General features: G+C 51.1%; 23 protein-coding genes and 1 pseudogene. 16 read left to right on the top strand and 8 right to left on the bottom strand.

Features of this window, described 5'->3' with window-relative positions; genetic code table 11:
• The first annotated feature begins 139 nt into the window (after positions 1–139).
• Together AC0LWT_RS31910 and AC0LWT_RS31905 are read left to right on the top strand one after the other, a co-directional pair.
• On the top strand, positions 140–1,912 hold the full coding sequence (locus tag AC0LWT_RS31910) for a sensor histidine kinase (RefSeq protein ID WP_474685327.1): 1,773 nt from the start codon (positions 140–142) through the stop codon (positions 1,910–1,912).
• Positions 1,909–2,673 carry a LytR/AlgR family response regulator transcription factor gene (locus tag AC0LWT_RS31905; protein WP_474685326.1) on the top strand — a complete coding sequence of 255 codons (765 nt, stop codon included), beginning with the start codon at positions 1,909–1,911 and terminating at the stop codon, positions 2,671–2,673. Before AC0LWT_RS31910 ends, AC0LWT_RS31905 begins: the two co-directional genes overlap by 4 nt.
• A gap of 155 nt (positions 2,674–2,828) precedes the next feature.
• On the opposite strand, the gene AC0LWT_RS31900 is transcribed toward AC0LWT_RS31905, so the two are convergent.
• Entirely contained in the window at positions 2,829–3,767 is a 939-nt protein-coding gene (locus AC0LWT_RS31900) for a hypothetical protein (RefSeq protein WP_474685325.1), read from the bottom strand.
• A 28-nt stretch (positions 3,768–3,795) separates the two neighbouring features.
• Positions 3,796–3,984, bottom strand: coding sequence for a hypothetical protein (locus tag AC0LWT_RS31895; protein WP_474685324.1), 189 nt, complete (start codon positions 3,982–3,984; stop codon positions 3,796–3,798).
• Positions 3,985–4,192: 208 nt separating this feature from the next.
• On the opposite strand from AC0LWT_RS31895, the pseudogene AC0LWT_RS31890 reads away from it, so the two are divergent.
• Positions 4,193–4,383 (top strand): annotated as a pseudogene (locus AC0LWT_RS31890) (hypothetical protein); the annotation flags it as partial.
• 159 nt (positions 4,384–4,542) lie between these two features.
• Here the strand turns inward: AC0LWT_RS31890 and AC0LWT_RS31885 are convergent.
• The 4 genes from AC0LWT_RS31885 to AC0LWT_RS31870 all read right to left on the bottom strand — a co-directional run bounded on the left by AC0LWT_RS31885 (position 4,543) and on the right by AC0LWT_RS31870 (position 7,875).
• The gene (locus tag AC0LWT_RS31885) at positions 4,543–5,556 is read right to left on the bottom strand and encodes an alpha/beta hydrolase (protein WP_474685323.1); all 1,014 of its coding nucleotides are present in this window, start codon (positions 5,554–5,556) and stop codon (positions 4,543–4,545) included.
• Positions 5,557–5,792: 236 nt separating this feature from the next.
• Positions 5,793–6,812, bottom strand: coding sequence for an alpha/beta fold hydrolase (locus AC0LWT_RS31880; RefSeq protein ID WP_474685322.1), 1,020 nt, complete (start codon positions 6,810–6,812; stop codon positions 5,793–5,795).
• A 59-nt stretch (positions 6,813–6,871) separates the two neighbouring features.
• Positions 6,872–7,249 carry a hypothetical protein gene (locus AC0LWT_RS31875; RefSeq protein WP_474685321.1) on the bottom strand — a complete coding sequence of 126 codons (378 nt, stop codon included), beginning with the start codon at positions 7,247–7,249 and terminating at the stop codon, positions 6,872–6,874.
• Positions 7,246–7,875 carry a PadR family transcriptional regulator gene (locus AC0LWT_RS31870; protein ID WP_474685320.1) on the bottom strand — a complete coding sequence of 210 codons (630 nt, stop codon included), beginning with the start codon at positions 7,873–7,875 and terminating at the stop codon, positions 7,246–7,248. The genes AC0LWT_RS31875 and AC0LWT_RS31870 overlap by 4 nt, the downstream gene beginning before the upstream one ends.
• A 1,362-nt stretch (positions 7,876–9,237) precedes the next feature.
• Here AC0LWT_RS31870 and AC0LWT_RS31865 point away from each other — a divergent pair.
• Both AC0LWT_RS31865 and AC0LWT_RS31860 read left to right on the top strand, forming a co-directional pair.
• Positions 9,238–9,981 carry an IclR family transcriptional regulator gene (locus AC0LWT_RS31865; RefSeq protein WP_474685319.1) on the top strand — a complete coding sequence of 248 codons (744 nt, stop codon included), beginning with the start codon at positions 9,238–9,240 and terminating at the stop codon, positions 9,979–9,981.
• A 237-nt stretch (positions 9,982–10,218) separates the two neighbouring features.
• Positions 10,219–11,130, top strand: a complete 912-nt coding sequence (locus AC0LWT_RS31860; RefSeq protein ID WP_474685318.1) for a cation diffusion facilitator family transporter — start codon at positions 10,219–10,221, stop codon at positions 11,128–11,130.
• A gap of 136 nt (positions 11,131–11,266) precedes the next feature.
• Here the strand turns inward: AC0LWT_RS31860 and acnA are convergent, their stop codons facing one another.
• The gene (gene acnA / locus AC0LWT_RS31855) at positions 11,267–13,981 is read right to left on the bottom strand and encodes an aconitate hydratase AcnA (RefSeq protein ID WP_474685317.1); all 2,715 of its coding nucleotides are present in this window, start codon (positions 13,979–13,981) and stop codon (positions 11,267–11,269) included.
• A gap of 218 nt (positions 13,982–14,199) precedes the next feature.
• On the opposite strand from acnA, the gene AC0LWT_RS31850 reads away from it, so the two are divergent.
• The 10 genes from AC0LWT_RS31850 to AC0LWT_RS31805 all read left to right on the top strand — a co-directional run bounded on the left by AC0LWT_RS31850 (position 14,200) and on the right by AC0LWT_RS31805 (position 24,640).
• A complete protein-coding gene (locus AC0LWT_RS31850; protein ID WP_474685316.1) occupies positions 14,200–15,213 on the top strand; it encodes an amidase domain-containing protein in 1,014 nt (337 codons plus the stop codon).
• A gap of 37 nt (positions 15,214–15,250) precedes the next feature.
• Positions 15,251–16,408: a D-alanine--D-alanine ligase gene (locus AC0LWT_RS31845; protein WP_474685315.1), complete on the top strand. Its 1,158-nt coding sequence runs from the start codon at positions 15,251–15,253 to the stop codon at positions 16,406–16,408.
• Between the two features lie 8 nt (positions 16,409–16,416).
• Positions 16,417–16,737: a hypothetical protein gene (locus AC0LWT_RS31840; RefSeq protein WP_474685314.1), complete on the top strand. Its 321-nt coding sequence runs from the start codon at positions 16,417–16,419 to the stop codon at positions 16,735–16,737.
• A gap of 339 nt (positions 16,738–17,076) precedes the next feature.
• Positions 17,077–17,397, top strand: a complete 321-nt coding sequence (locus tag AC0LWT_RS31835; protein WP_474685313.1) for a hypothetical protein — start codon at positions 17,077–17,079, stop codon at positions 17,395–17,397.
• Between the two features lie 105 nt (positions 17,398–17,502).
• Positions 17,503–18,495, top strand: a complete 993-nt coding sequence (gene uvsE, locus AC0LWT_RS31830; RefSeq protein WP_474685312.1) for a UV DNA damage repair endonuclease UvsE — start codon at positions 17,503–17,505, stop codon at positions 18,493–18,495.
• A gap of 197 nt (positions 18,496–18,692) precedes the next feature.
• Positions 18,693–19,463, top strand: a complete 771-nt coding sequence (fabI, locus tag AC0LWT_RS31825; RefSeq protein ID WP_474685311.1) for an enoyl-ACP reductase FabI — start codon at positions 18,693–18,695, stop codon at positions 19,461–19,463.
• A gap of 994 nt (positions 19,464–20,457) precedes the next feature.
• Positions 20,458–21,318: an inositol monophosphatase family protein gene (locus AC0LWT_RS31820; protein WP_474685310.1), complete on the top strand. Its 861-nt coding sequence runs from the start codon at positions 20,458–20,460 to the stop codon at positions 21,316–21,318.
• 827 nt (positions 21,319–22,145) lie between these two features.
• Positions 22,146–22,529 (top strand): hypothetical protein, encoded by a 384-nt coding sequence (locus AC0LWT_RS31815; protein WP_474685309.1) that lies wholly within the window; start codon positions 22,146–22,148, stop codon positions 22,527–22,529.
• 446 nt (positions 22,530–22,975) lie between these two features.
• Positions 22,976–23,947 carry a sugar kinase gene (locus AC0LWT_RS31810; protein ID WP_474685308.1) on the top strand — a complete coding sequence of 324 codons (972 nt, stop codon included), beginning with the start codon at positions 22,976–22,978 and terminating at the stop codon, positions 23,945–23,947.
• 30 nt (positions 23,948–23,977) lie between these two features.
• Entirely contained in the window at positions 23,978–24,640 is a 663-nt protein-coding gene (locus AC0LWT_RS31805) for a bifunctional 2-keto-4-hydroxyglutarate aldolase/2-keto-3-deoxy-6-phosphogluconate aldolase (RefSeq protein WP_474685307.1), read from the top strand.
• Between the two features lie 50 nt (positions 24,641–24,690).
• Here the strand turns inward: AC0LWT_RS31805 and AC0LWT_RS31800 are convergent, their stop codons facing one another.
• The gene (locus AC0LWT_RS31800; RefSeq protein ID WP_474685306.1) at positions 24,691–25,044 is read right to left on the bottom strand and encodes a DoxX family protein; all 354 of its coding nucleotides are present in this window, start codon (positions 25,042–25,044) and stop codon (positions 24,691–24,693) included.
• Positions 25,045–25,204: 160 nt separating this feature from the next.
• On the opposite strand from AC0LWT_RS31800, the gene AC0LWT_RS31795 reads away from it, so the two are divergent.
• Positions 25,205–25,549 carry a winged helix-turn-helix transcriptional regulator gene (locus AC0LWT_RS31795; protein WP_474685305.1) on the top strand — a complete coding sequence of 115 codons (345 nt, stop codon included), beginning with the start codon at positions 25,205–25,207 and terminating at the stop codon, positions 25,547–25,549.
• Positions 25,550–25,683: the final 134 nt, after the last annotated feature.

Below are 25,683 nucleotides of genomic sequence, written 5' to 3'. Positions count from 1 at the left end.
CCTATCTGGACAAAAATTGAGCCTATTTGGTAAATAATTCGTCGAAATATGATGAATTCATGCCGTCAATAGTCAGATTTTAAGAATTATTGTTGCAACGCCAAAAATCGATTTTTTCGATAAAGATGGGGGAACAAATGTGGAGAAAAACACAAGAATGATGATGATTTCCATAATCGCAATTATTATCATCATTGCAAATAATGCTTTCTTTTATTATGTATTAAAGAATGCACTTGAAAAAAATAGTGAAAAAGAAGTCACAACTACCGCAAATCAAATACAAAGCAGTATCGAACAGTCGCGGCTCGGAGCAAAACAGTATGAAGACAAAATCGGTGAAGAGCTACGAACAGCTTCTATTGTTATCAAATACGCATTACCTCCTCACTTGAAGGATGTAAAAGAAGAGGACCTGCAGAAGCTAAAAACGGATCTCCATTTAGATGAAATCTCTTTGATGACGAAGACTCCGGACGACATTATTGTGTCGAAATCAACGGACACCAAAGAAATAGGGATGAGTACTAAGGGATGGGGAGAATGGTATATTGCTTTCAAGCAATTATTTGACGATAAAAATGTTTCGCTTAACTGGGGACAGAAACTCCCAAATTATTGGTCGGGTCCTTATGAAGTTGCAGCTTCTGATACCAAAACGATTTACAAATGGGGTTATTATTTCGATGGTACAACGGATTATATCATCGATCCCTATGTAGGGGATGCGGATTATAAGAAATATCTAAAGGGCACAGGCATGGATGCAATTATTCAGAATACTTTGAAGCAAGACCCTTCTCTACTAGAAATTACAGGGATTAATCCAGCTACTTTTGGAAAAGACCCCAAGACATACAAAATCCCAGCCGGCGATCTTACACCGCTCGTTTTTCGTCCCTATTTCTTTGGCTCTTATAACTTTGTTGACTTACCAAAAGATGCAAGTTACGTCCAAGAGACGCTAAAAACGAAAACGGCTAAATCTTATCGAGCATTTATTAATGGGAAGAACGTAACAAAGACCTTTATTCCGATACATACAACGATGCTGAATGATGTTAGGGGCACTAATGAAGATGCAATGCAAAAACAAGACACCTATGTTTTAGCCATCGTATCCGATTACGAATTTATTTTAAATAGTCTTAATCATCAATTTACAACTCTGATTTCGATTATTATCCTTGGTTCAATTCTTGCATTGGGTTTATTACTCTTTTTAATTCGCTGGATCGGCAAATCCAAAGATAAAGCCGTCCAACAAACATCGAAAACCTATACCGAAGAAGTCAACCAAATGTTTTTAAATATTCGCGGCCAACGTCATGACTTTCTAAACCATGTGAGTGTCATTCATTCTCTTGTTGAAACTGGAAGGTTCGAAGAATTGAAGAAATTTACAAACTCTTTTATAGGGGAGATTGACTTAATGAATGATGTCATCAGTATTGGACAGCCTGAGATCGCGGCAATTATCCAAGCTAAGATGGTTTCAGCAATGAATAGAAGAATTCAATTCATACATGATTTTGAGAGTATCAACTACACTATTTCGGGGTCGATGTCTGTAGATATTGTGAGGATTATTGGAAATTTGATTGACAATGCTTTTGATGAAGTTGAGAAGTTTGAAGGTGACAATCGCTGGATTGAATGTAAGTGTTCGGTTGAGGGAAAGAAATTTCATTTCGCTGTGACAAATCCCATCCAAAGAGAGATAGATCAGAATCAGCGAACCCAATTTTTCAAAGCCGGTTATAGTTCGAAAACTGAGGGGCATCAAGGATTAGGGTTAGCTATTATTCATAATCTAATCCAAAAGTATCGCGGCGATATTAAGGTTGATTCTGATATGAATATAATCAAATTCCACATTATTCTGCCTTTAAAGGAGGGGGTTGCTTTATGAATAGAGAACTCTCAGTCGTGATTGCAGAAGACCAGGTAATTGATCGAGAGAAGCTCGAAATATATGCAAAACGATTAGATCTTAAAGTATTGGGTTCTTCGGGTTCGGGAGATTGGTTTGTAGAAGATTGTCAAAAATATGATCCGGATCTCGTTTTTCTCGACATTGGATTATCTGATACTGATGGAATATCGGCATACAAAAGGATTTTAGATAAGGGAATAAATCCATATCTTATTATGGTTTCTGGTACCCAAGACTATAACTTGGTTCTCGCAGGACTTGAAATGAATTGTATTGACTTTGTGAGTAAACCTGTTACGTTTGAACGTCTTCAAATCGCTGTTGAAAAAGCCAAGTCTATCATTGAAAAAGACAATGCGTATACTAAAACGCCACCAGGAAGAATAATCCAACTAAAAAGTAATTATAGGACTATATTCATCAATGAGAACAAGTTTATTTATGCCCAAAAAATGAAAGGTGTGCATAAGGTCAAGGTGTTTGTAGAAGATAAGGTAGGAGAAATTGAAACCTCTACCCCCTTAACCGATATACAAGCACAGTGTACAGAACATATATATGCAGCTAACCAATCAAGTTTAATTAATTTCAAATATATTAGTGCGGCTTTTCCTAGCTTCTCTGTTTTAGGTGCTTACAAAATAAAGATGAATTATAATGAAATTGAAATTGATTTGAGCAGAAGAAATCGAAAGGACTTTGAGGCGTGGTTCGCTAGGCTATCAAGGGAGTTGTAAATTGAATTTTGGCAAAGCGCTAACTTCCTGTTCTTAGGTGGTAGCGCTTTGCTACTTTAACCGTAAAACTTATTTTCTTCATTCGTGAAGTATTTACTTTGGAACAATGTCGTTTCTTCAGTAATGAATAAGTTTCTTTGTTGGTGGGGAGCCATTCAGACAAGAATCAAAGGTTCGCTTGGATATATAGTCTTCAGTATTTTATTTGTGTACTCTTCTATACTGAACCACTTGGAGTCGATCTCCACCTTTACCCTGCTTTCAACCATATCGATGGCCTCTCTTGGATTTAGTAGGTCGTATCTTGGGTTATACATTTCAGTGAATGGTGGGAGGTCATTCCTTCCTTTTGGCGCAATGGGTGTAGCGCCTAGTAAGTGAGCCTCATATAATGCTAGTGTTAAGCTTCCCCCGATTGTGACCGAGACCGCTGCACTTGCTCGTGACAATAGCTCATAATAATCCTTATGAGGAAGGCGACCAACCTCGATCCCTGCTTCTCTCCATAGTTCGACTGGATAATGAGACAAAGGATTAACAGGCGATGCTATTACAACCCGATAACCTAATTCCTTGAATTCTACAGCCATACGGAAAGAAAGGTAGGGTTGATAAAATTCGTTCATTCTTCCTGGGAAAACAACTAGTTTTTCTTTTTTGTGTGATGGATCTATTGATCTTATAGTATCATTGACGTAGTCATGATCGTAGGGAAACCCAGCGGCAATTACTTCGACTGGGGAGCCTGGTTGCAAACAGCGCTTCCCCCATGGAACCATACTTGGATTTGTATAGAAAATAGCTTTTAAAGACGGATGCTTGAAAATCCACAGCGATTTTTGGTCCAGTACATTTGTAAATGGATTCCAGACATCGTGTTCTTGTATATAAATACTCCTAGGGCTTAAAGTAATATCTCTAAAGAGGTCAAAAAGTGTATATCGAGTAATCAAGACAGCGTCATCAGGATTATCTGGTATTTGACTAGAGAAAACAAATGGGACCTTTGCAGCCTCTAATCCTTTCTTAAGCCCACTTAAATAATTGGGGTACCATGCTGTTTCATCTTTTTCATCAATCAATACATGTAGCAAATTTATATTTCCCCTTTCTGTAATTAAATTATGGAATATTAAAAAGCTTTTGTGTTTCTTCAGAAAGGGTTTTAATGAAAAATTCTCGATGTTCAGGGCGTATAACTTTTATAAATTGTTTCTTCTCTTCAATCGAAATATCTGGGTTTTCTAAAGCTTTACGCACTCTTATATGGAGAGATAATTGAATTTCTGATCGGTAAGTATCTTTATCCATATCCTATTCTAACCTTTCTAAAATTTTTTTGTATAAAGACACTATATCATAAAGTTTTGTAAGGAAGAATACAAGCCATCTATAAAGCTAGAACAATCGATTTCTGTTAATTTCGTAAAGTGCTCAAGCATTTCAACCATGGTTTAGCATTTTTCCCTCCATCAATTCGCCTTATCTAGTGAAATGTTTGACCCGGACGTTTATGTCTTTAGATAGCGCGATTGCCGTACAGGATTTGTCTCATGTGACGGTGATTAGCACGGATGAAACTTCGGCTAAACGAGGGCATGACTATATCACCATCTTCATGGACCCCGAGCAATAGATGAGGTGCGTCGAACAGAAAGCAAGCGTACGGATGAATTAAAAAACACGCGATACATCTGGCTGAAAAACGAACAAAAATTCGATACATGCTAATCCTCCTGAAATTATGCTATGGTAAATACTTACCATTTAAGAACGATAGCAGCAAGTCGGGCATGTAAGATAATCAACGGATCATGTGGCATTGAAATTGTTTGTGGCAAAAAAATTGACCCCATCAGGGGCCGAGGTTTATAGGGAGGAGGAAATACCGGAATCAATGGGCGCGGGATTGGAAATTCCCCGCAAAAAGCCGAGCGTTCTGCTCAAATAAGTTTGGGGCTCGGCACGATAGAGCAGTTCATGCTGCGCATTTTGCAAAATCCACAGCTTCGTCTTCGAGTGGTCGGTTTGCTTTGCGTACATGTCTTCGATCAGGTCATAAGGCGCCTTGCTGTCGTCGGTTCCGTGAATGAAGAAGATCGGCATGTCATATGAAGTGCTTGTGACCTTGTTGTAAGGCACTTCTTTAAGGCTTACCCCGTTAAGAAGAGGAAAAAACAAGCGGACGAGTGGCAGCGAAGGGAACCTGGGAAGGTTGACGTACTGTTTCATATTGTGGTACAGCGTATCCGGGTTGAGCAGGAAGGTACTATCCAGAATCATGCCGGATATGTCGCTGCCGCTTTGCAGAGCGGCTTGCAGCGCAGTTCCGGCGCCCATGGAGAAGCCCCAAATATAAATCTGCCCGCCGGACAGCTGTTTGATATAGTCGATGGCTCCCAGCAGCTCTTGCGATTCTTGAATGCCGCCGGTCATAACGCGGCTGTTGCCCGGTTGGACATAACCGTAATCGAACATCAAAACGTTGTATTGCTGCTTATGCAGCTCGCGGGCTAACGTGTAGATCGGAACCCATAGTTCTTCGCGGTTGCCTCCGTAGCCGTGCGAGAAAATAACGGTTCTATCCGAATTGCCGGGAATAAGCCAGCCTTCAAGCGTAGAGGAGCCGTTGCGGCTAGGAAAGCTCACGTTCGAGTAGTGCAGGCCGACAGCCTGCATTGGATTGGAGTGCAGCGGATCGATGTGCGGCCGTGCCAAAGTCCAGGCGATATAAGCGTGGAAAGAGAGCAATAAGCTCATGCAGAGCAGCAAAAATGAAATCAGGATGGTCGTAATCAGCCGTTTTTTGCGCAGGAGCGGTATTGTAGCCGCCTGCTCCAAAGGAGGGTGAAGAGATCCGGGTGTTACAGAAGTAGTAGACATGAAGCGTCCCTCCTTGCATGAAAAATATTCGATTTTACAAAATATTCTGATAAGTACCTCTTTAATTTAATGTTAATCTGTATGCGCTTACAAGTCAATCCGCGCACGGAATTTGTAAGCCTGCTGTAACGATCCTGTAATAATGGAACCTTCCGAACGGGGAGGGAGAGGAGTATTGGCTCGGGCAGAAAAAAACCTCCACAACCACCGTAAAAGGGTGGAAATGGAGGCTCGTATCAATGCGCCGACGCTTGTAAAATCCAAGGGCCCATCAGCTTGGCGGTATCGTTCAAAATCGTCAAATGTTTCTCGCCGGGCACGATTTCCGTCGATGATTGCCGGCTTACCTGCGTTGCCAGACCGGCGAATGCAGCTACTTTTTGCGGATCCATGATTTCATCCTCAGCCCCGACCCATAACCCGAAAGGCTTGCCGATTCGGGCAACTTCCTGCGACGGCTTCGAAGGATTGAGCGCCAGCGCCATATTGACGCTGTTGTACTGAACGAGCCCGATGCTCGACTTTAATTGTTCCTCCGAGTAGTTGTACCGGACACCGACGGCATGCCCTTTGAGAAGCCCGACGGTCAGAGCGTTGGCTACGAACGCTTTGACGCATACGGCCGCGAAATTCCCGTTGCCCTCTTTCATGGTGTTGGATTTCGGACCGAAATCCGGCGAGACGAACAAATAGCCGTTCACGGATTCGGGATGCGGCGAATTGATATAATTGACCACTAACCCCGCTCCCGCGGAATGCCCGCCCAAAAATACAGGCACGGAGGGAAATTGGCGGTGCGCAGCGTCAATGATGCTTGTGACATCATCGTACACCTGCTGGAGGCTTGGCGCGTCACCCCGGGGACCTTCGGACAAGCCATGACCTCTAATGTCCGGCAAATACGTGGCAATTCCGAAATTTTGACTCAGCTCTTCCCCTATTGGCTGATAGCCTGCTCCGCTATTCGCGCCCGAACCGTGATAGAAAATGACAACAGCTTTCGGGTTTGCGGGAACGTACGCCCGGTAAGCCAGACGAGTATGATCATTCGCGTCCGCATATTGCACATGATCCGCAGCGGACGGCTTCCCGCCGTTCGAGTCCGACTGGCCGAGGCCGCTTGTCGACACGTCGGAAACTACGTTTTCAGAAAACGTACAGGAAGAGAGAGGGGTAGCCGCGTAAGTGATTGTGGCGATCGAGATGATAACTATAATAGCAAGGATGATTAGCAGCAGTCGCTTGATCAGTTTCATCGTTGCAGCAACTCCTCCCCGCCGTGGCTTGGGTTCTGCGCACGGCGATTGTCAGATTGTCATCTTAAGCCGAACCAATTTTTCGCTTCTGAGCCGCTTAGTCTCCAAATAACGAGCACCGGCAAAATAACACCTAGCAAAAACCCGAGACTCTGCCAGACGGCAAATTCGATTAACCGCAGCGCGATCATCACGATAGAGAGCGAGACGGCAAAACTGCGCCGGGACGCGTGGGGTTCGCTAAGACGGGCTCCGACCCATATTGAGGCGGCGCCGACGACGATCATGGCCAGGCACAGCATTTTTTTAACCGTTCCTTCGCTGCCTAGCGAATAGATGCCGTTCACAATGTTCACAGCCGCCGCCAAGTACATCAAAACCTGGGCGAACGTGACCGCCGCCGGTTTTTTGGCGCTGGCCTGCATTCCGTTTGTCATACGGATTCCTCCTTGCCGTTAACAGATTCCCCGAGCAGCGATGCCTCGGCTTGGTCGCACCAATCCAGGACCGCTTCCGCGAACCCGATTCCATAGCGCTGCAGCAGCAGCGGTCCTGCGAGGGAGGAGTCTTCCTTCGGACTTTCCCACGTGCTTCCCGGCTGGGTTCCTTTAATTGCGTTCAAAAACCAGGTGAAACTTTCCCGTCTTTCCCGGATCAAATGCAGCAGCAGCTCCGGCCCTTCCTGGGCGGCAAATAAAAATTTGACCAGATTCTCATCGCGAATCTGCAAATGGGCGGACGGGCTGACAAGCCATTTGCGGAGAGCTTCTCGGCCCGTGCCCGTCAACTGCCACCGCTGGCGCGACCTGGGGCCCTCGACGCCGTTGGGCGCTTCGATCAGCCCCAGATCCTCAAGTATTTTCAGCTGGGGATACAGCTGCCCGTCACTGATGCCCCAGAAAAAGCGAACCGATCGTTTCGCGGCCTCGCGAATTTCGTAACCGCTTCGCGGCTGCAAAGAAAGAAAACCCAATATCGTCCATGCAGTCGAGGTAAGTTCGAAATTATCCGCAGCCGGCCGCGCCGATGCTGAAGCCGGCTCCGTTATGTCGTTATTTTTCATAAAAGTTCACCCGGCTTTTGTTTAATGTCTCTTCAAGAGATATCATCTCACTGCGGATTATCTTTTGTCAAGCCTCCGGAATTTGCGCTAAGCAGCCAAAATTCGGTAATCGCCAAGGAGCCCGACTACAGCGCCAAGAGCCTGGCTACATTGCCAAGGAGCTTGGCTACATTGCCAAGGGCCTGACTACAGGAAATATGCTGCACCTGACCGTGAAATTTATACATATTTTAGGGACTGAGAGGCCGTGGACCACTGTGCGCTAAAATTGCTGGCGTCACCTAGGAAACCCGCAAAGTCAGTGTGCTCGAGAAAATCGCGGCACTCTGTTTAAGGTAGCCAGAAGAAGAAGAAGGCAATTTCGGGTGAGGCCGTTCGTGAAGGTGCTAAGCGATCATAGCAGCGCGAACCTGCGAAAGCGAGAGTGTTGAAAAAAAACAGCCAGGGAGGCAAATCTGCTTATCAACTCGGGGAAAACCTGCGAAGATGTGGAGGACGCGGCGGGGAAATCCATGGGACTTTCTCAACAGCTTGGATTGTGGAGGAATTTTCGCAAGCTGAAGCACGAGTGTGGGATGAAAAACTCTCACATTTCGGGTTGCGCAGACCCCCTCCACGTCATAGCCGGGCGGACCATCTGTCCAGCCCCTCCCATGCCAAAGCCGGCCGCACCATTTGCCTGGTTGCGCGAAGAAAACCTGCAAAAGTACAGTTTTTGCTCGATAGATGCGCTGACCAGGATAAATTCCTGCAAATGTGCAGGCTTTTCGCCGCGAATAGGGGCTCAGATTCATTTTTATCGAAAATTCCTGCACAATTGCAGGCTTTTTGCCAAAATGAACTACTTTTGCGGAAAAAACCTGCACTTTTGCAGGTTTTCCCCAACCAATCGTCTTGTGCCCCCTTCCTCAGAGCCGCAACCCGTGCAAGAGATGAGTATGTTGGGGAAGAAGGCCGTCCCTCAGGTTACTCAATCCCGCCGTTTTATCAAGCATCTGATTTCTACAGGTTTTCTACGTGCCTAAGTGGACGTGCCGTCTCACAGCAAGCGAGTTTTTCAATAGGCGGGCTTTCGCGGCTTGCTACCCGGCGGCACCCGGGCTGGCAAGCCGCTTCACAAACAAACAGCCCGCGCAGGGCTTCGAGTGGGCAATGAACTTGTCGGAGCCAGCCGTTTAAATCGATGTTTTCAACGGGATGAGAATGTTTGCAAAACGGCCGTGGAAGTGCCGAATATGGCTGTTGTGGAGCTGCTCGGCGGTCTGTTAACAATGGTTGCGTATATGCGGCTGTTATTGGTATACTAGAAGGAACTCAGTTTCATATGGTGAAACAACCTTGCTATGAGAGCGGTGTTTAGTAATGGAAGATGGCAAGCTGACAGTTCGCGCCGTTGAGCGCGCTTTAGATATTTTGCTTTGTTTTACGGGGGCGTCCGAATTAACGCTGACCGAAATCGCCAGCCGGGTAGAACTGCACAAAAGCACCGTGCACCGCCTGTTGGCTTCGTTGGAAGGCAAGGGCTTCATTATGCGCGATGCCGCGACGGATAAATACCGGCTCGGCTACCGTCTCTGGGAGCTGTCCGCGAATTTGTCGCAGGACGGCGACCCCGGCCTCATTCTGCTGCCGGAGATGGAGCAGCTGCGCGCCCAGCTCGGCGAGACGATCTCGCTGTACGTGCAGGACGGCCTCGAGCGCGTGCGCATCCAGGCCGTGCAGAGCAACCACGCCATTCGCCGCGTTGCCCCTGTCGGGGCGCGAATGCCGCTTTACGTCGGCGCCTCGAGCAAGGTGCTCGTCGCCTTTGCCGAGCCTGCGCTGCAGGAGCGCCTGTTGTCCTCGGCCGATTGGCCGGCCGGGCTGGACAAGGCTGCGTTCCGGCAGCAGCTCGGCGAAACAAGACGGCTCGGCTACGCCACGAGCGTCGAAGAGCGCGAACCCGGTGCGGCGGCAGTGTCCGCACCGATTCTTGACCGCGGGGGGCGCCTTGTCGCCGCCCTCGCGGTGTCCGGCCCAGCGAACAGGCTCACGCTGGAGCTGATGCAAGAGCAGGCGCCGCTGATCATGGAAGCGGCGCGGCATATGGGTACGATGCTGCGCTAGGAGCCTATCCGACGGAGTTGCTTTTGTGCATACCGGGTGACTAATGACTGCATACATTACCGCTCACGCCGCATAATTGCTGTCATTTTGCATATTGTGTTTCATCGGACAGACTCGCAGGAGCCTGTCCGGCGGAGTTGGCAGTCAATCGTCGGCATTCCCTCATCCGAAGGCGGGATGAGGGATGTTTTGCTTCCGGCGGGCCATACTAGAAGATGGAAGGGAGTGGCTTCACCGATGCGCAATACGGCATCCATGCTGGCGATCTGGATCAGCCTGGCGAGCAACATCGTGCTGACCGCCATCAAAATCGTCGTCGGCATCCTATTCAAAAGCCAGGTGCTGATCGCCGACGGTATCCATAACGCGGGAGACGTTATTGCTTCGGCCACCGCGTACAGCTCCATGCGCGTGTCGAACAAACCGGCCGATGAAGATCACCCTTACGGGCACGGCAAGGCGGAGGTGCTGGGGGCTTTTATCGTGGCGATTATTTTGGGCGGCGCGGCTCTGTACATGGGCTATCACTCCATTCGCGCGCTGTTCGAAACGCCGGAGCAGGCGCACGTTATCGCTTTTGCAGCCGCAGTGGTCTCCTTGATCTGGAAACAGCTCTTATACATGTATACCATACGCGTCGGGCGTCAAACGAACAGCAAAGGCCTGATCGCCACGGCTTACGACCATCTTGCGGATGTGTATGCTTCCATAGCCGCTTCCGTGGGGATTGGGCTGGCGCTGCTCGGAGACCGTTTCGATATCCGGCTGCTCAGCTACGGAGATCCCGTCGCAGGGATGATCGTCTCGTTCCTAGTACTGAAATTGGCCTATGAAATGGGCAGCGAATCGTTCGACGTGCTGATGGAGCGAAGCGTGAGCGCGAAGCAAATTGAGCAGTACGCCACGCTGATCCGCTCTGTACCGGAGGTACGAAGAATCGATCGCCTGCGTGCGCGGGAGCACGGCCATTACATATTGGTAGACGCCCGGATCGGCGTTTCGGGGAATTTGACGATCCAGGAAGGGCACGATATCAGCCGTTTGATCAAAAAGAAAATACAGGACGCGCATGCGGACGTAGACGAGGTGCTTGTGCATCTGAACCCGTGGTACGAAGACGAATCCACGGCTCCTCGTCCGGCTAAATAGGAGTCTATCCGACGGATATTTTGCATAAATATACCTTCCACTGAGTTCATCGGACAGACTCCCAGCGCCGGGCCTGAACACAAAAAAATCCGGGTTTGCCAAAACGGCAATCCCGGATTTTTTGCGTGTCGAACGATTATTTCTTTTCAGCGATGATTTGACGGAGAACGGTTTGCAGAATACCGCCGTTACGGTAGTAGTCTACGTCAACCATGCTGTCCAGACGCACGAGGGCGTCGAATGCGAATGTAGAGCCGTCTTCGCGGGTAGCTGTCACTTTTACAGTGGAGCCCGGTTGAACGTCGTTGCTGAGACCCGTGATGTCGAATGTTTCACGGCCTGTGATGCCGAGAGACTTCCAGCTTTCGCCGTTCACGAATTGGAGAGGCAGTACGCCCATGCCGACCAGGTTACTGCGGTGAATACGCTCGAAGCTTTCTGCGATAACGGCTTTTACGCCGAGCAGGAACGTACCTTTGGCCGCCCAGTCACGGGAGCTACCTGTACCGTACTCTTTACCGGCGATAACGACAAGGTTCGTGCCGGCATCTTGGTATTTCATGGAAGCGTCATAGATGGATTCAACTTCGCCGGTTGGCAGGTAAGTCGTTACGCCGCCCTCAGTTCCCGGCGCCACTTGGTTGCGAATACGGATGTTCGCGAACGTTCCGCGCATCATCACTTCGTGGTTGCCGCGGCGGGAGCCGTAGGAGTTGAAGTCTTCTTTTTTCACGCCGTGCTCGATCAGATATTTGCCTCCAGGGCTGTCAACTTTGATGTTGCCGGCAGGGGAGATATGGTCCGTTGTTACGGAATCGCCCATGAGTGCCAAAGTTTTCGCGCCGCGGATATCGGCGATATCGTCAAGAACCGTACCCAGATCCGTAAAGAACGGAGGCTCTTGAATGTACGTGGAGTTGGTATCGAACTCGTACAGATCGCCTTCCGGAACCGCGATTTGATTGAAGCGCTCGTTCGCGCGGAATACGTTGTTGTATTTGTCGCGGAACATGTCTGCATTCAGAGCGGTGCTCAGCGCTTCTTGAATCTCTTGGTTTGTAGGCCAGATATCTTTCAGGTATACAGGTTTGTCGTTTTGGTCGTAACCGATAGGATCTTTTGCCAAGTCGATGTTTACTGTTCCTGCAAGCGCATAGGCAACTACAAGCGGCGGAGAAGCCAGGTAGTTCGCTTTTACTTGAGCGTGAACGCGGCCTTCGAAGTTACGGTTGCCGGAAAGCACAGCAGCTACCGTCATATCGTTGTCTGCGATCGCTTTGCTTACTTCATCCGGAAGCGGACCGGAGTTACCGATACAAGTTGCGCAGCCGTAGCCTGCAACATGGAAGCCGAGCGCTTCAAGAGACTCGAGCAAGCCTGCTTTGATCAGGTACTCGGTAACGACCAGGGAACCCGGAGTCAGGGAGCTTTTGACGTAAGCCGGTTTTTTCAGGCCGAGGGCAACGGCTTTCTTCGCCACAAGTCCTGCGCCAAGCATAACGCTAGGGTTGGATGTATTCGTACAGGAAGTGATCGCTGCGATAACGACTGCGCCCGTACCCATTTTTACCGTTTCGTTAGGGTAGGTTACATCGACGACTTCCGCGATTTTTTCTTCAGTCAGGCCGTATCCGCCTTTGTCGATTGGTGTACGGATGATGGAGTTGAAGGACTCCTTCATGTTCGTAAGCTCGATGCGGTCTTGAGGACGTTTAGGACCTGCCAAGCTTGGTACGACTTGGCTCAGATCAAGCTCGATGACGTCTGTGAACACAGGGTCAGGAGTAGCGTCCGTGCGGAACATGCCTTGCGCTTTATAGTAAGCTTCGACCAGCGCGATTTGCTCTTCTTCGCGGCCTGTGCCTCTCAGGTAGTTCAAAGTTTCGCTATCAACCGGGAAGAAACCGATTGTCGCGCCGTATTCAGGAGCCATGTTGGCAACTGTTGCGCGGTCAGCCAGGGAGATGTTGCTGAGGCCAGGGCCGTAGAATTCTACGAATTTGCCTACTACGCCTTTTTTGCGCAGCATTTGGGTAACGGTCAGCGCCAGGTCGGTTGCAGTTGCGCCTTCAGCCAGACTGCCTGTCAATTTGAAGCCGATAACTTCAGGTGCTACGAAGTAAAGAGGTTGTCCGAGCATGCCGGCTTCCGCCTCGATACCGCCGACGCCCCAGCCTACGACGCCAAGGCCGTTGATCATCGTTGTATGGGAGTCGGTACCTACGAGCGAGTCCGGATATACGACGGTTTCGCCGTCAACGGTTTTGGTCGCTGCAACGGATGCCAAATACTCCAAGTTAACCTGGTGAACGATACCGGTTGAAGGAGGCACGGCACGGAAATTGTCAAATGCGGTTTGTGCCCAGCGGAGGAATCGGTAGCGCTCTTCGTTTCTTTCGAATTCCAGGTTGATGTTCGTGTTCAAAGCGTCCGGAGATCCGAAAGCGTCAACCATGACGGAGTGGTCGATAACGAGGTCAACCGGTACAAGCGGGTTGATCCGTTTAGGGTCTCCGCCTTCACGGGCCATTGTCGCGCGCATTGCCGCAAGGTCAACGACGACAGGTACGCCTGTGAAGTCTTGAAGAACGATACGGGCAGGAATGAAAGGAATTTCTTTGTTTTCATCGCGGCCGTTAGCCCAGCCGGCAATTTGTTTGACGTGTTCGTTCGTGATCGCTCTGCCGTCGAATTGGCGTACAGCTGCTTCGAGCAGTACCTTAATGGAGAACGGCAAGTTGCCGATCGTGCCGTTGCCCTGATTTTCAAAGTCAGGCAAGCTGTAATACTGGAAAGTCTTGCTTCCGACGTTCAACTGCTTGCGTACGGAAAAAGAGTCCTTGTTAGACATGATGTTTCCTCCTCAATTAAACTTCATTCGTTTCATTAGATGAAACTGAATTTCATTATACCCTCTGTTTCAAGTATACCGTCTTACATTGTTCCCGTAAAGGATTATTTAGCACTATTTTGTAAAGTAACTCTTCGTTTATTCCATGTTTAAATCATTTTTCATCTAAAAAAAACATATATTGAATCAAATTCATGCTTGCTCGGAGGTACAAAGCCATGTCCTGGAAACCGGCGCTCTATAACTACGTTCACGCCAAAAATCAGGCGGAGCTGCGATGCTCGGCCGAATCGCTAACAGCTTTTGTCGCAGACAGCGCTTATATCGGGATGCAGGAGGCCAGATTGGGGCGGCTGTCCCGCAGCTATCAGGACCGCAACGCGGTTCCGCTGCGCAGTGAAACGAAGTTTCGCCTTACCCGCGTCAAAGAAACGGCGCACGGCGTCATCGCCGATATCGAGCTGCGCCGTCAGCTGCTTTACCGGATCGGCTCCGCCCGGCATACCGAACAGCGGATTGAAGCGGAACGAGTGCTGCTTGACCCGATCGCCGGAAAATGGCTTGTCAGAAGCGCGGAAATGCTCGGACACGAGAAATCCATGCCGGCGGGGCAGCCCGGAACTTTCTTTTCCGACCAGGTGGAAGAACCGGTCCTTACGAACCGTTCTCCGTCGCTCCCGTATCTCAACCATAGTATACTCAACAGCGGTGAAACCCTTCCAAGGAAAATCCGATACAATCGGGAAAAAGCGGTCGAATACGCGCAAACGTGGTGGAGTACGGCGAATCCGAAATATTTGGAATATGAAGTGGATTGTACGAATTATGTATCTCAGTGCCTCTTTGCAGGCGGGGCGCCGATGGACTATACTGGGAAAAGGGGAGCGGGCTGGTGGTACTCGGGAAAAAAGGGCTCCCAGGAGCTTTGGAGCTACAGTTGGGCTGTTGCCCACAGCCTGCAATCGTTCGTGCCGAACAGCCGACGGGGATTGCAAGGTGTTGCGGTGACCGATCCCACAGAGCTGAGACCCGGCGATATGATAAGCTACGATTGGGACGGCAACGGACGGTGTCAACACAACACGTTCGTCACGTCCATGGATGCCAACGGCATGCCGCTGGTCAATGCGCATACCTATAACAGCCGCGACCGTTATTGGGACTACCGGGATTCGCCGGCTTGGAACGAACGTACGCGTTACGTATTTGTTCGAATTGCCGATGACATGTAGTAGATTATGAAGTAGGAATACTAGACGGAGGTACGTAATGAACCGCAAAATACGAGTAGGGCTGATTTACGGTGGAAAATCGGGAGAGCATGATGTGTCTTTGCAAACCGCGCTCGCCGTTATGAAAGCGTTGGATTTCAATAAATATGAAATAACTCCATTCTATATATCGAAGCAGGGAGAATGGAAGAGCGGGGCTCAGCTTCAAGCCCCTCCGGCCAATGTGCAGGCGTTGACTTTCGGCCAATCCGCGGCCTCCTCCGGCGCCAAGGGCTCCAACGCGCTGGCCCCAATCTTCGGTTCGCTATCAGCCAAGGGCGAAGTCCACATTTCCGCAAAAAGCGCCGATAGTGCGGCACAGGCTCCGTCTGCGGGCCTTGATGTCGTATTTCCGCTGCTCCACGGCACCTTCGGCGAGGACGGCACGATTCAGGGAATGCTGGAAATAGCGAACATTCCGTACGTGGGGGCGGGCGTTCTTGCTTCCGCCGTAGGCATGGATAAAGTAATGATGAAAAAAGTGTTCGCGCAGGAGGGGCTGCCGCAGTGCGTGTTCCGCTATTTCACCCGTACGCAATGGGAAAAGGACCGGACCTATCATCTGCTGGAGCTCGAAACCGCGATCGGGTATCCGTGCTTCGTCAAGCCGGCTAATCTGGGTTCCAGCGTCGGCATCACCAAAGCGAGAAATCAGGAGGAGCTGATCAAAGCCGTTGCATTCGCTTTCCAATATGACCGCAAGGTGATCGTCGAGGAAAACATCGATGCGCGGGAAATCGAGGTCAGCGTGCTCGGCAACGAGGAGCCGCAGGCGTCCGTCCCGGGCGAGATCGTTTCTTCGAATGAATTTTACGATTACAAAGCAAAATACATTGACGGCAAATCCGCCATGATCATTCCTGCGGAAATTCCCCAGGAGACGGCGGACCAGCTTCGAGAACTGGCTATCCGCACTTTTCAGGCCGTGGATGGCAGCGGCTTGTCCCGCGTTGACTTTTTCCTCGGCAAAGCCGATAACAAAGTGTATGTCAACGAGATCAACACCATGCCGGGTTTCACCCCATTCAGCATGTACCCGCTATTATGGAAAGAATCCGGCAAGCCTTACGGCGAACTGCTGGACGATTTGATCCATTTGGCGATCGAGCGGCATCAAGCGAAGCAAGCGATTCAATATACTTTTGATGTGGAGTAGATGAAGCTATGGGATTTCAAACCGAGTTCAATTCCGTCTGCAAATTCAAATCCGGTCAGGAACTCTACGAGCTGCTTGAGTACGGCCGCGGCAAAATGGTGAAAAGCGGGTTCCGGGTATTTCCCACCGGACAAAAGGTCATCGCCTACACGCCTGACAACCAGGCTATCGCGATCGTCAAAATCGTCGCTTCCATCGCCGAAATCAATTTCCAGGGCGAAGAAGTGACGCAGGTCGAGATGGAGCTGGTGCGCCGGCTGAACGAAGAGGAAGCGCGCATTCAAACGGCGCTGGCGCACGAAATGTTTTTTGGCGAGCAGCAGCAATAAAACGGCATGACGAAAATAACACCGTCCCTGCGCATGGGACTGAAGGCAAACCGGATGGAGGGCACGATCCTCAACCCGGCTTGTCGGCAGGACTTTGCGAGAGGCGGTGTTTTTTCACCACATAAGAATGTTAAAGTTCTTTACAGCGCGAAGAACTCTTATTGGCGAATAAACCTACCTCTAAACGCGGTCGCTCATCTTCGAAAGACTTCGATAGAGGTTTATCTCATAGTTTCAGAGGGGTTGGTCATGGTACTATGTGAAGTTAGTACTTACTCTCGCCGCGTCCGGGGACTACACTATTGGAATAGGCGAGTTTCGGGCAGGGAGTGGTGTACAGTGAAGGGGATGGATGTGCGAGGCGGCCGTTTTTCGGCATATTGGCTGTTTAATATCATTTTGGGGATTCCGGCTCCCTATGCGCTCATATGGATCATTTTGGGGTATTACGGCTTTATGTCTCCACCCGGGCAGGAGGAGCGGCTGGCGGCTTTGGGCGTGCTGGCGGCCTATTTGACGATCTGGTTTGCGGGAAATTATTTCTGTCTGCGCAAGGAAGATGCAGGCACCAGAATCGGCTTGCAGGCGCTCAGTCCTTTGATAATCGGAGCTTCCGCTTTTTTGAGCTACAGGTTCGTCGTGTTCGTCTCCTCCATGTAGCAGTGAGGGCATAGGCAGGGGGAAGGCTAAGGCGCCGCGCCGGCCGGGTATGTCCTTTTTATGGATAGGGAAACCTATGCCAAAAAGCACGGGAGGTACGCGCGCATGATCGTTCGCTTTGGGTACGTGGCTATGTCGACTGTGGTCGCAGGCGCTTCTCCGTCCAAGACAATGACGGTTTCGGGTTTCAGCAAGCTGGCGGACCGCGAGGCGGCTATTCGCAAACTGGAGCGGCTGGGCGTCGAAAATTTGCATAATTCGCTGCGGCTGCTGCGGCATAACCGCGCGCATGACATTATGGTGTACCGTTTTTCCTCCAGGCTGATCCCGCTGATCGGTCATGAGCTGCTGGCCGACTGGGATCCGATCCGGGTGCTGGCGGCCGAATTCAAAGAGACGGGGGATTACGTCAGGCGCCATGGGATGCGGGTCAGCTTCCACCCGGAACATTTTACGGTGCTGAGCACTCCCAAGGAGGATGTGCTGCGGAAGTCGGGAGCGGATCTGGAACGTCATAACGCGATGCTGAATGCGATGGGGCTCGGCCCCGAGGCCATGTGCAACATTCATGTCGGCGGCGCATATGGCGATAAGGAGACGGCGGGCGAGCGGTTTGCGAGGAATTTTGCGGCGCTGCGTCCCGAAGTCCGGCGGCGGATTACGCTGGAAAACGACGATAAAACGTTCACGGCCATGGAGACGCTGGAGCTCGCGGAACGGGCACAGGCGCCCATGGTGCTGGATATTCATCATCATGAAGTGAACAACAACGGGGAGGATGCCGCCGAGCTGTGGCCGAGAATATTGCGGACGTGGAGTTATGCAGACGCTTCCCGGTCCGATCCGGCTTCTGCCGCTATGCTGCCGCCGAAAATTCACGTTTCCAGCCCGAAAAGCGAGCATGATCCGCGAAGTCATGCCGATTATGTAGAAACGGAGCCGCTGCTCGCCTTCCTTAAAAAAATTGCGCCGATCACGCCCAGACTGGACGTTATGATCGAAGCCAAAATGAAGGACTCCGCCTTGTTTCGGCTAATGGACGATTTGCGGGAGCGAAGCGGCGTTTCCGTCGTCAATCAGGCTTCTATCGAGCTGTGAGTCTGTGAAGGTCGGTGCTTGCAGGGGAGGGGAGGCGCCCCCCTCTCCCGGTGCACGTTGCGGCGCTGCACGGCGGGTGGTCGGACCCCATTCGGCGATCGGTGAGAATTGTCCTTGAAATGTTTGGAAAAATGGGGTACTTTGAAGATTGGGATACTCGAAGTACAAACCATTGGTGAGAGGGGTTTCTTGAAAAAATGAGTCAATTATTATCCGGCAAAAATATATTGGTCATGGGTGTCGCCAATGACCGCAGCATCGCCTGGGCAATCGCCCAATCTCTTGCTTCGCAAGGCGCAAAGCTCGCTTTTACCTATGAAAACGAACGCGTCGAGGAGCGCGTGCGCAAGCTTGCCGATACGATCCCGGGATCGATCCTGCTGCCGTGCAACGTCACCGTCGACGCCGAAATCGACACGCTTGCAAGCACCTTGAAAGAGCAGTTCGGCGTGCTTCACGGTTTTGTACATAGCATCGCGTTCGCGAAAACCGAAGAGCTGGAAGGTCTGTTCGTGGATACGTCCCGCGACGGCTTCGCCCTGGCGCACGACATCAGCGCCTACTCGCTTGTGGCTGTAGCCAAGCGCGTATATCCGCTGATGACCGAAGGCGGCAGCATCATGACGATGACCTACCTCGGCGCCGAGCGCGCGATGAAGAACTACAACGTCATGGGCGTTGCCAAAGCTGCGCTCGAAGCGAGCGTGCGTTATTTAGCGAACGACCTCGGACAGTACGGCATCCGCGTAAACGGCATTTCCGCCGGCCCGATTCGCACCCTGGCGGCCAAAGGCATCAAGGATTTCAACTCGATCCTCCGCCAAGTAGAGGAAAAAGCGCCGCTCCGCCGCACGACGGAAACAGCCGAAGTCGGGGATACGGCGATGTTCCTCATGAGCCACCTGTCCCGCGGAATTACCGGCGAAGTCATCTATGTAGATGGCGGCTACCATATCGTAGGCGTGTAAAAGCTCAATTCAACAAATCCGTACTGCCTAACAGGCGTGCGGATTTTTTTCGTTCCAATCTCCCGCGGCGGCACGATGTGGAAACATCCCCTGCCCGCAAAGACACCGCCGATACCGCCGGTAAGGTGCCGGCGGAACACCCGCGAAAGTCAGACAGCCCACAACCCGCCCGCCAGAGTCGGTGCATCTACCCGGGAACATAACGTGCAGAACACTAGTAAACGTCAGCCTGCGCACAAACCCGCCTACCAGAAGTCGGCGCATCTACTTTGGAACACAGTGTGCAGAAAACTTGCAAAAGTCAGGCTGCCCAGAACCCCACCCGCCCCACGCCATACGCCACACCCCACACCCCACACGTCACATGCCCCACCCCGCACCCATGCCCCACGCCCCACGCACACGCCACGCCCCATGCCCCACCCCCCACCCCACACGCCAGAGCCGGTCTCGCCATCTGCCTGGTTGCACGAAGAAAGCCTGCAAATCAAACTGTCGAGATTACCCGTACACACGCTGGAAAATAGCAAATCTACCTGGAAATGCGGAGAAAACCTGCAAAAGTACAGTTTTTGCCCGGTTAATCCGCCAACCGCGACAAATTCCTGCAAATGTGCAGGCTTTTCGCCACAAACATGGGCTCAGACTCGATTTCATCGAAAATTCCTGCACAATCGCAGGCTTTTCGCCAAAATGAACCATTTTCACGAAAAAAACCTGTACTTTCGCAGGCTTTCTCCCTGCCAAGCCGCCTTTTCCTCTCGGGGACGATGGACAACAAGCACCAAGCCGTGCGAATAGGGGACGGTCGCATACGAAAAGTGATGCGCCGAGCAATCTTTTAAAAAAAACAGGAATAATGGACAAAAATGTAATTATATATATTTATGTAAAAAATGCACAAATAAATTGGGATGAAACGCTCTAGTAATTTCTGCGTATAATTTACTATACTAAGTGTATCAAATTCATATTCAAGAAAGAGTTGATATAAATGGCAAGCGGAACCCAGGAGCCCTTTGTGGTGGGGAGCAAAAGCTTTACTGCAGTTGCAATTAACACGGCGGCCAAAGCCGGGGAATGGATCAAAAGCAAGCTGGGAGACATCAACCGGATCGATCAGAAATATACCCCGCATGACCTTGTGACGGAAGTGGATAAGGGTTCGGAGACGATGATTCGAAATCTTATTTTGACGCACTTTCCGCATCATTCGATTCTTGGCGAGGAGGGGGTTGAGCCCGGCCCTGCCGCTTCGGCAAAAGCGCTGGAGGAAGCCAGCGACGCGGAGTATTTGTGGATCGTAGATCCGATCGACGGTACGACGAACTTCGTTCACGGATTCCCGTTTTTCTCGGTATCGATTGCTCTCGCGCACAAAGGCGATGTCATCGTCGGCGTCGTTTACGACCCGATTCGCGACGAGCTGTTTGTCGCCGAAAAAGGTAAAGGCGCTTACAGGCATGGCAAAGTAACGGCCGTATCGCGGGAAACCAAGCTCGCGGATTCTTTGGTCGCAACCGGATTCCCGGCCGATCGGGACGGTGCGCTTCCCGTCAATATGAAAGGCGCCCAAGCCTTGGCGCCCAAAGTGAGAAACCTCCGCGTAGCGGGCTCGGCGGCGCTGCATATGGCTTACGTGGCCGCGGGCCGTTTGAGCGGATTTTGGGAGATTGGATTGAGTGCCTGGGATATGGCTGCGGGAGCTCTCCTGATCACGGAGTCGGGCGGCAAAGTTACGGATACGGCGGGCAGGCCGTACAGTCTGTCCGTGCGCAACGTGCTGGCTACGAACGGCAGCATCCACGAGGAGCTGCAGCAGGAACTCGCTCAAGCGGAAGCTACCGGCTTCTAGCATACGACCACACAAACTGTAATGAACCGTACAAGTCTTAAAACGTGGATCTAACGAACCAAGGCCCCCTTACTTCGAAATAAACTGCCCGTTTGAACGATGGGTGAGCCCGATAACGACGCTCAGGTTCGTTAAAACGCAGCTACGAAGAAATAAGGGCGAATAACGCTCGCCCAGTTCGTTATCGCCGGGAACCTACGGATCATAACGCAGACGAACCGGTTGTCCTGTATGAATGTTTTTTTTGAAACGTTCTGCTAGGGAGTCTGTCCGATGAACTCCAGTAGAAGGTGTGTGCATGCAAATGACGGCTTCTACGAAGCGTTAACGGCATATTTGCAGTCATGATTTACTGGGATATGCACAAAGTAACTCCGTCAGACAGACTCCTAGACACGAGGAAGTGTAACAACGAATGAACAAAAAACGAACGGCAGCCGGGGGATCGCGTGCGCCGTTCGTTTTTTGTGCGCGGGTGCATGTGGCGCGGTAGCTGGGGGACTGCGTGCGCCGCTCGTTTTTTTTGTACGCGGGTGCATGTGGCGCGGCAGCCGGGGGACCGCGTGTGCCGCTCGTTTTTTTGTACGCGGGTGCATGTGGCGCGGTAGCTGGAGCGGCGAATGGGTTTGTGCAGCAAGCGTTCAAAGTGCCTGAGAAGTCTTGATATTTTATTAGGAGGAACTGGGCGCGGTAGCTCTAATTTTTGATATGGGGCAAGGTACGTCCGGAGCAAAAGTGTTTCGTTTTGTCGTCTGAGACGTCACAGTCGTTCGTTATGCGGCATGGCGGTCAACAAAAGGGAAGGCCTGTAAAAACTCTTATGGCGCATGGATGTCACCCCACAGAATGAAAATATTCAGGTCTGCTGCTTTTTTGAATGGAACCGATTCGGTTGGAGGGAGAGCCTGCGACTATCAGAACTCTGCGCAGCAGCTGTAATTGCCGCAGATTCGCAGGAATATTTCTCTGCAAGCGCGGCAAGGAGCAAAAAATACGAGTTTCAGACTGTTGAAAAACTCGAACATTTGGGGGCGGCACATCTGTTTGGCGATGGGGAGGGGAGAACCAGCGCAGAAACCTGCATGCCAGAACCGGTCGCACAATCTGCCTGGTTCCGTGAAGAAAACCTGCAAAAGTGCAGTTTTTTGCGCGTTGATACGCTTGCAACTGAAAATTCCTGCAAATGTGCATCAATTTTGGCGAATACTTGAGCTCAGGCTCATTTTTACCGGGAATTCCTGCACATTTGCAGGCTTTTCCTAAAAATGAACCGTAAACACAGAAAAAGCCTGCACTTTCGCAGGTTTTTGGCTCGTCAAGCCGCTTCGTGCGGTCGGTCGACCACAGAGAAGGTACGCCATGCCCCTCCTAACAGAGCGGCTCTTTTTCAGGCACTCTGCCTCTGCAGGCGCTCACCGCATTGCCAACAAGCAGATGCGCAAGTTCCGGCGGCCGGTTTTCGAAAAAACGCGAATCCCTGACGCGCATTGTGCCGCCGACGCATGGCGGCGGTCAAACCCTTGCAGCCGTTCACAGCCCTTCAAACAGCTCTGGTATAAAGAGCCGGCATGCACTATAATATAAACTATATTAATAGTTTAAACGTTTCAATTAGCCGGCGCGCCCCGCTGCGCTCCGGTTAATGGATGGAGGTCGCATGACGAATCAGCAAATGCAGACGAACGCTCCGGAGATCGTCACTTTCGGGGAAACGATGGCGCTTATGATGCCTACGAACGGCAAAGGTTTGGAATATTCCTCCGAGCTGCACAGCTTGTTTGGCGGCGCGGAGAGCAACTTGGCGATCGGCGCGGCCCGGCTCGGAGCCAGGGTCGGCTGGTGCGGACGGCTTGGCAAAGACCCGCTGGGGCGGATGATCCTCAAAAAAATCCGCGGCGAAGGCGTCGACGTATCGCGTGCCGAGCTTACGGCGGAGGCGCCTACGGGGCTTATGATGCGCGAGGTGCTCATGGGCAAAACCTCCGTCTATTATTACCGCAAAAATTCGGCGGCCAGCCGCATGACGCCTCAGCATCTGGACGAGTCTTACATCGCTCAGGCGAAAATTTTGCATGTGACGGGCATAACGCCGGCTTTGAGCGAATCCTGCAAGCAGACCGCGGCCGAAGCGATCCGCATTGCGCGTAAGCACGGCGTCAAGGTCAGCTTCGACCCGAATCTCCGCCTGAAGCTGTGGAGCATCGATGAAGCGCGCGAAACGCTGCTGGAGCTTGCCCGGGAGGCCGATTATTTCTTGCCGGGGCTGGACGAGCTGAAGCTGCTTTACGAGACGGAGGATTGGAACGAAATCGTCCGCAGGCTGCGCGAATTGCCCGGCATTTCTATTGTAAAAGGCGGAGACGACGAGACTTATGTCGTCGACCGGGAGTCCGTGACCGCTGTGCCGTATTTCCGCGCGGAGCATCTGGTGGATACGGTCGGGGCGGGGGACGGATTTTGCGCAGGCTTCCTGGTCGGCGTGCTCAAGGGTTATGATTATCCCGAAGCGGTGCGCATCGGGAATTTGGTAGGCTCGCTCGTGGTGCAGACCGAGGGCGATTGGGAAGGCGCTCCGACCTGGGAGCAGGTCGAGGCCGTGCTTAATGACGTTAAACATATTGAACGCTAAATGTTTATTCGCAGAAAGGTGTAGAATCCGATGAACAAAATCAGACTGATTCAGCAAATATCCGAGGAAGGCGTGGTCGCGGTGCTGCGCGGCGACACGCCTGACGAAGTCGTGGAAATGGCCGAGCAGGCCATTTCCGGCGGCATCAAGGTCATCGAAGTGACGATGACCGTGCCTTTTGCGCTGCGCGCCATCGAGGAGCTGGCGAAGCGCTACTCGAGCACAGCGCAGGACGCGGCGAAGCGCGCGGTCATCGGGGTCGGCACCGCACTCGACCCCGAGACGGCGCGAGCCGCGATTTTGAGCGGGGCCGAGTTCGTCGTCGGCCCCTCGCTGAACCCGCACACGGTTGCGCTCTGCAACCGGTACCGGGTGCCCGTCATGCCGGGCTGCATGACGATCCAGGAAATCCAGACGGCGCTTGAGCTCGGCGTCGATATTGTGAAGCTGTTCCCCGGCAATCTCTACTCGCCGGGAATGATTAAGGCCATTAAAGGCCCGCTGCCGCAGGCCAACATCATGCCGACCGGCGGCGTATCGCTGAGCAACCTCGGCGAATGGGTGAAGGCAGGCGCGGTAGCGGTCGGCATCGGTTCCGATTTGACCAGTGAAGCGGTCAAATCCGGCGATTACAGCCTTGTGGCGAGAAAAGCCGCCCAATATATCGAGGCCTACCGGGCCGCCAAACAGTAGGATATGCACACGCTCCGTCGAATTCAAGGCGGAGCGTATTTTTTTAGCCGTTAAAACCGGCCAATCGCAACAATCGCGGCTAACGCCAAGAAAACGATATTCACGCCAATTGCCCAGTATTCTTTACGCATAACATGGAATAAGGCCCCGAAAAAAACGACTGCGCCAAGCCCGATTGCCGCAAGCGGTGTTAATACAGGCGCGATGTTCGTCGCTTGAGGCAAAATCAACCCAAGTACCCCCAACAATTCCGCTAACCCGATAAAGGAAACAAACCCTTTCGGCACATCATTCGCCCAAGTCCAGGACGTTTTTGTTTTTTCATACTGAAACGCCTTCATCCAACCGGAATAAATAAAGCCAAATGCTAAAATCCCCTGCACAATCCATAACGCAGCATTCATTAATTTCGCCAACTCCTTATCCCTTAGTGATGTCCCTCTTGTAACCATTGACCGATAGGTGCATAATAAGCTATAGGATTTCTTTTGAGAAGTAGTTACTTAAATTAAACATAGTATACAAAAATATACCTTGGGAAAATAAAGGATTGGAAGATGACCAATGGCCAACTATTGTAAATTTGAAACGGCGTTAGAAATTCTTGTCGGGAAATGGAAGCCTGTTATTCTGCTTCGCCTTTTTTCAAACGGCACAATGAGATTTAGCGAACTTCAAAAAGCGATACCGGATATAACCAAAAAAATGCTTACCCAACAATTAAGGGAGTTGGAGTATCACGATATCGTTCATCGCGAAGTTTATCAGCAAGTTCCCCCAAAAGTTGAATATTCCATTACGGAATACGGCAAAGGTATGCATACGGTCCTGCAGGCATTGAATGATTGGGGAGTGGCTCATATCGAGCATTTGAATGAGTTGTACGGTGAAATAGACACAAAAGGTTAAAAGACAAGGCGATAAATAACCGTTCTTTGTTAAAATGGAAGCGTCAAGCAGCCATTGCAAAAGGAGCGGTTTCTTTGCGACTCGGGACGTGTGGCAAGCCGGCCATTTTGCGGGTCCGTACCGTTCAACTTCTA

This window comes from Paenibacillus sp. sgz302164 (assembly GCF_056120505.1).
The sequence above is the reverse complement of the archived record's forward strand: the minus strand, read 5'-3'. Positions and strand labels throughout refer to the sequence as shown.

Bases quoted from the DNA above. Each gene is read 5' to 3' on its own strand.
- AC0LWT_RS31875 (WP_474685321.1), bottom strand. From the start codon at position 7,249: ATGACAAACGGAATGCAGGCCAGCGCCAAAAAACCGGCGGCGGTCACG.
- AC0LWT_RS31905 (WP_474685326.1), top strand. From the start codon at position 1,909: ATGAATAGAGAACTCTCAGTCGTGATTGCAGAAGACCAGGTAATTGAT.
- AC0LWT_RS31845 (WP_474685315.1), top strand. From the start codon at position 15,251: ATGAACCGCAAAATACGAGTAGGGCTGATTTACGGTGGAAAATCGGGA.
- AC0LWT_RS31795 (WP_474685305.1), top strand. From the start codon at position 25,205: ATGGCCAACTATTGTAAATTTGAAACGGCGTTAGAAATTCTTGTCGGG.
- AC0LWT_RS31865 (WP_474685319.1), top strand. From the start codon at position 9,238: ATGGAAGATGGCAAGCTGACAGTTCGCGCCGTTGAGCGCGCTTTAGAT.
- AC0LWT_RS31810 (WP_474685308.1), top strand. From the start codon at position 22,976: ATGACGAATCAGCAAATGCAGACGAACGCTCCGGAGATCGTCACTTTC.
- uvsE (WP_474685312.1), top strand. From the start codon at position 17,503: ATGATCGTTCGCTTTGGGTACGTGGCTATGTCGACTGTGGTCGCAGGC.
- AC0LWT_RS31800 (WP_474685306.1), bottom strand. From the start codon at position 25,044: ATGAATGCTGCGTTATGGATTGTGCAGGGGATTTTAGCATTTGGCTTT.
- AC0LWT_RS31805 (WP_474685307.1), top strand. From the start codon at position 23,978: ATGAACAAAATCAGACTGATTCAGCAAATATCCGAGGAAGGCGTGGTC.
- fabI (WP_474685311.1), top strand. From the start codon at position 18,693: ATGAGTCAATTATTATCCGGCAAAAATATATTGGTCATGGGTGTCGCC.
- acnA (WP_474685317.1), bottom strand. From the start codon at position 13,981: ATGTCTAACAAGGACTCTTTTTCCGTACGCAAGCAGTTGAACGTCGGA.
- AC0LWT_RS31850 (WP_474685316.1), top strand. From the start codon at position 14,200: ATGTCCTGGAAACCGGCGCTCTATAACTACGTTCACGCCAAAAATCAG.
- AC0LWT_RS31815 (WP_474685309.1), top strand. From the start codon at position 22,146: ATGGATGTCACCCCACAGAATGAAAATATTCAGGTCTGCTGCTTTTTT.
- AC0LWT_RS31870 (WP_474685320.1), bottom strand. From the start codon at position 7,875: ATGAAAAATAACGACATAACGGAGCCGGCTTCAGCATCGGCGCGGCCG.
- AC0LWT_RS31895 (WP_474685324.1), bottom strand. From the start codon at position 3,984: ATGGATAAAGATACTTACCGATCAGAAATTCAATTATCTCTCCATATA.
- AC0LWT_RS31885 (WP_474685323.1), bottom strand. From the start codon at position 5,556: ATGTCTACTACTTCTGTAACACCCGGATCTCTTCACCCTCCTTTGGAG.
- AC0LWT_RS31840 (WP_474685314.1), top strand. From the start codon at position 16,417: ATGGGATTTCAAACCGAGTTCAATTCCGTCTGCAAATTCAAATCCGGT.
- AC0LWT_RS31820 (WP_474685310.1), top strand. From the start codon at position 20,458: ATGGCAAGCGGAACCCAGGAGCCCTTTGTGGTGGGGAGCAAAAGCTTT.
- AC0LWT_RS31880 (WP_474685322.1), bottom strand. From the start codon at position 6,812: ATGAAACTGATCAAGCGACTGCTGCTAATCATCCTTGCTATTATAGTT.
- AC0LWT_RS31860 (WP_474685318.1), top strand. From the start codon at position 10,219: ATGCGCAATACGGCATCCATGCTGGCGATCTGGATCAGCCTGGCGAGC.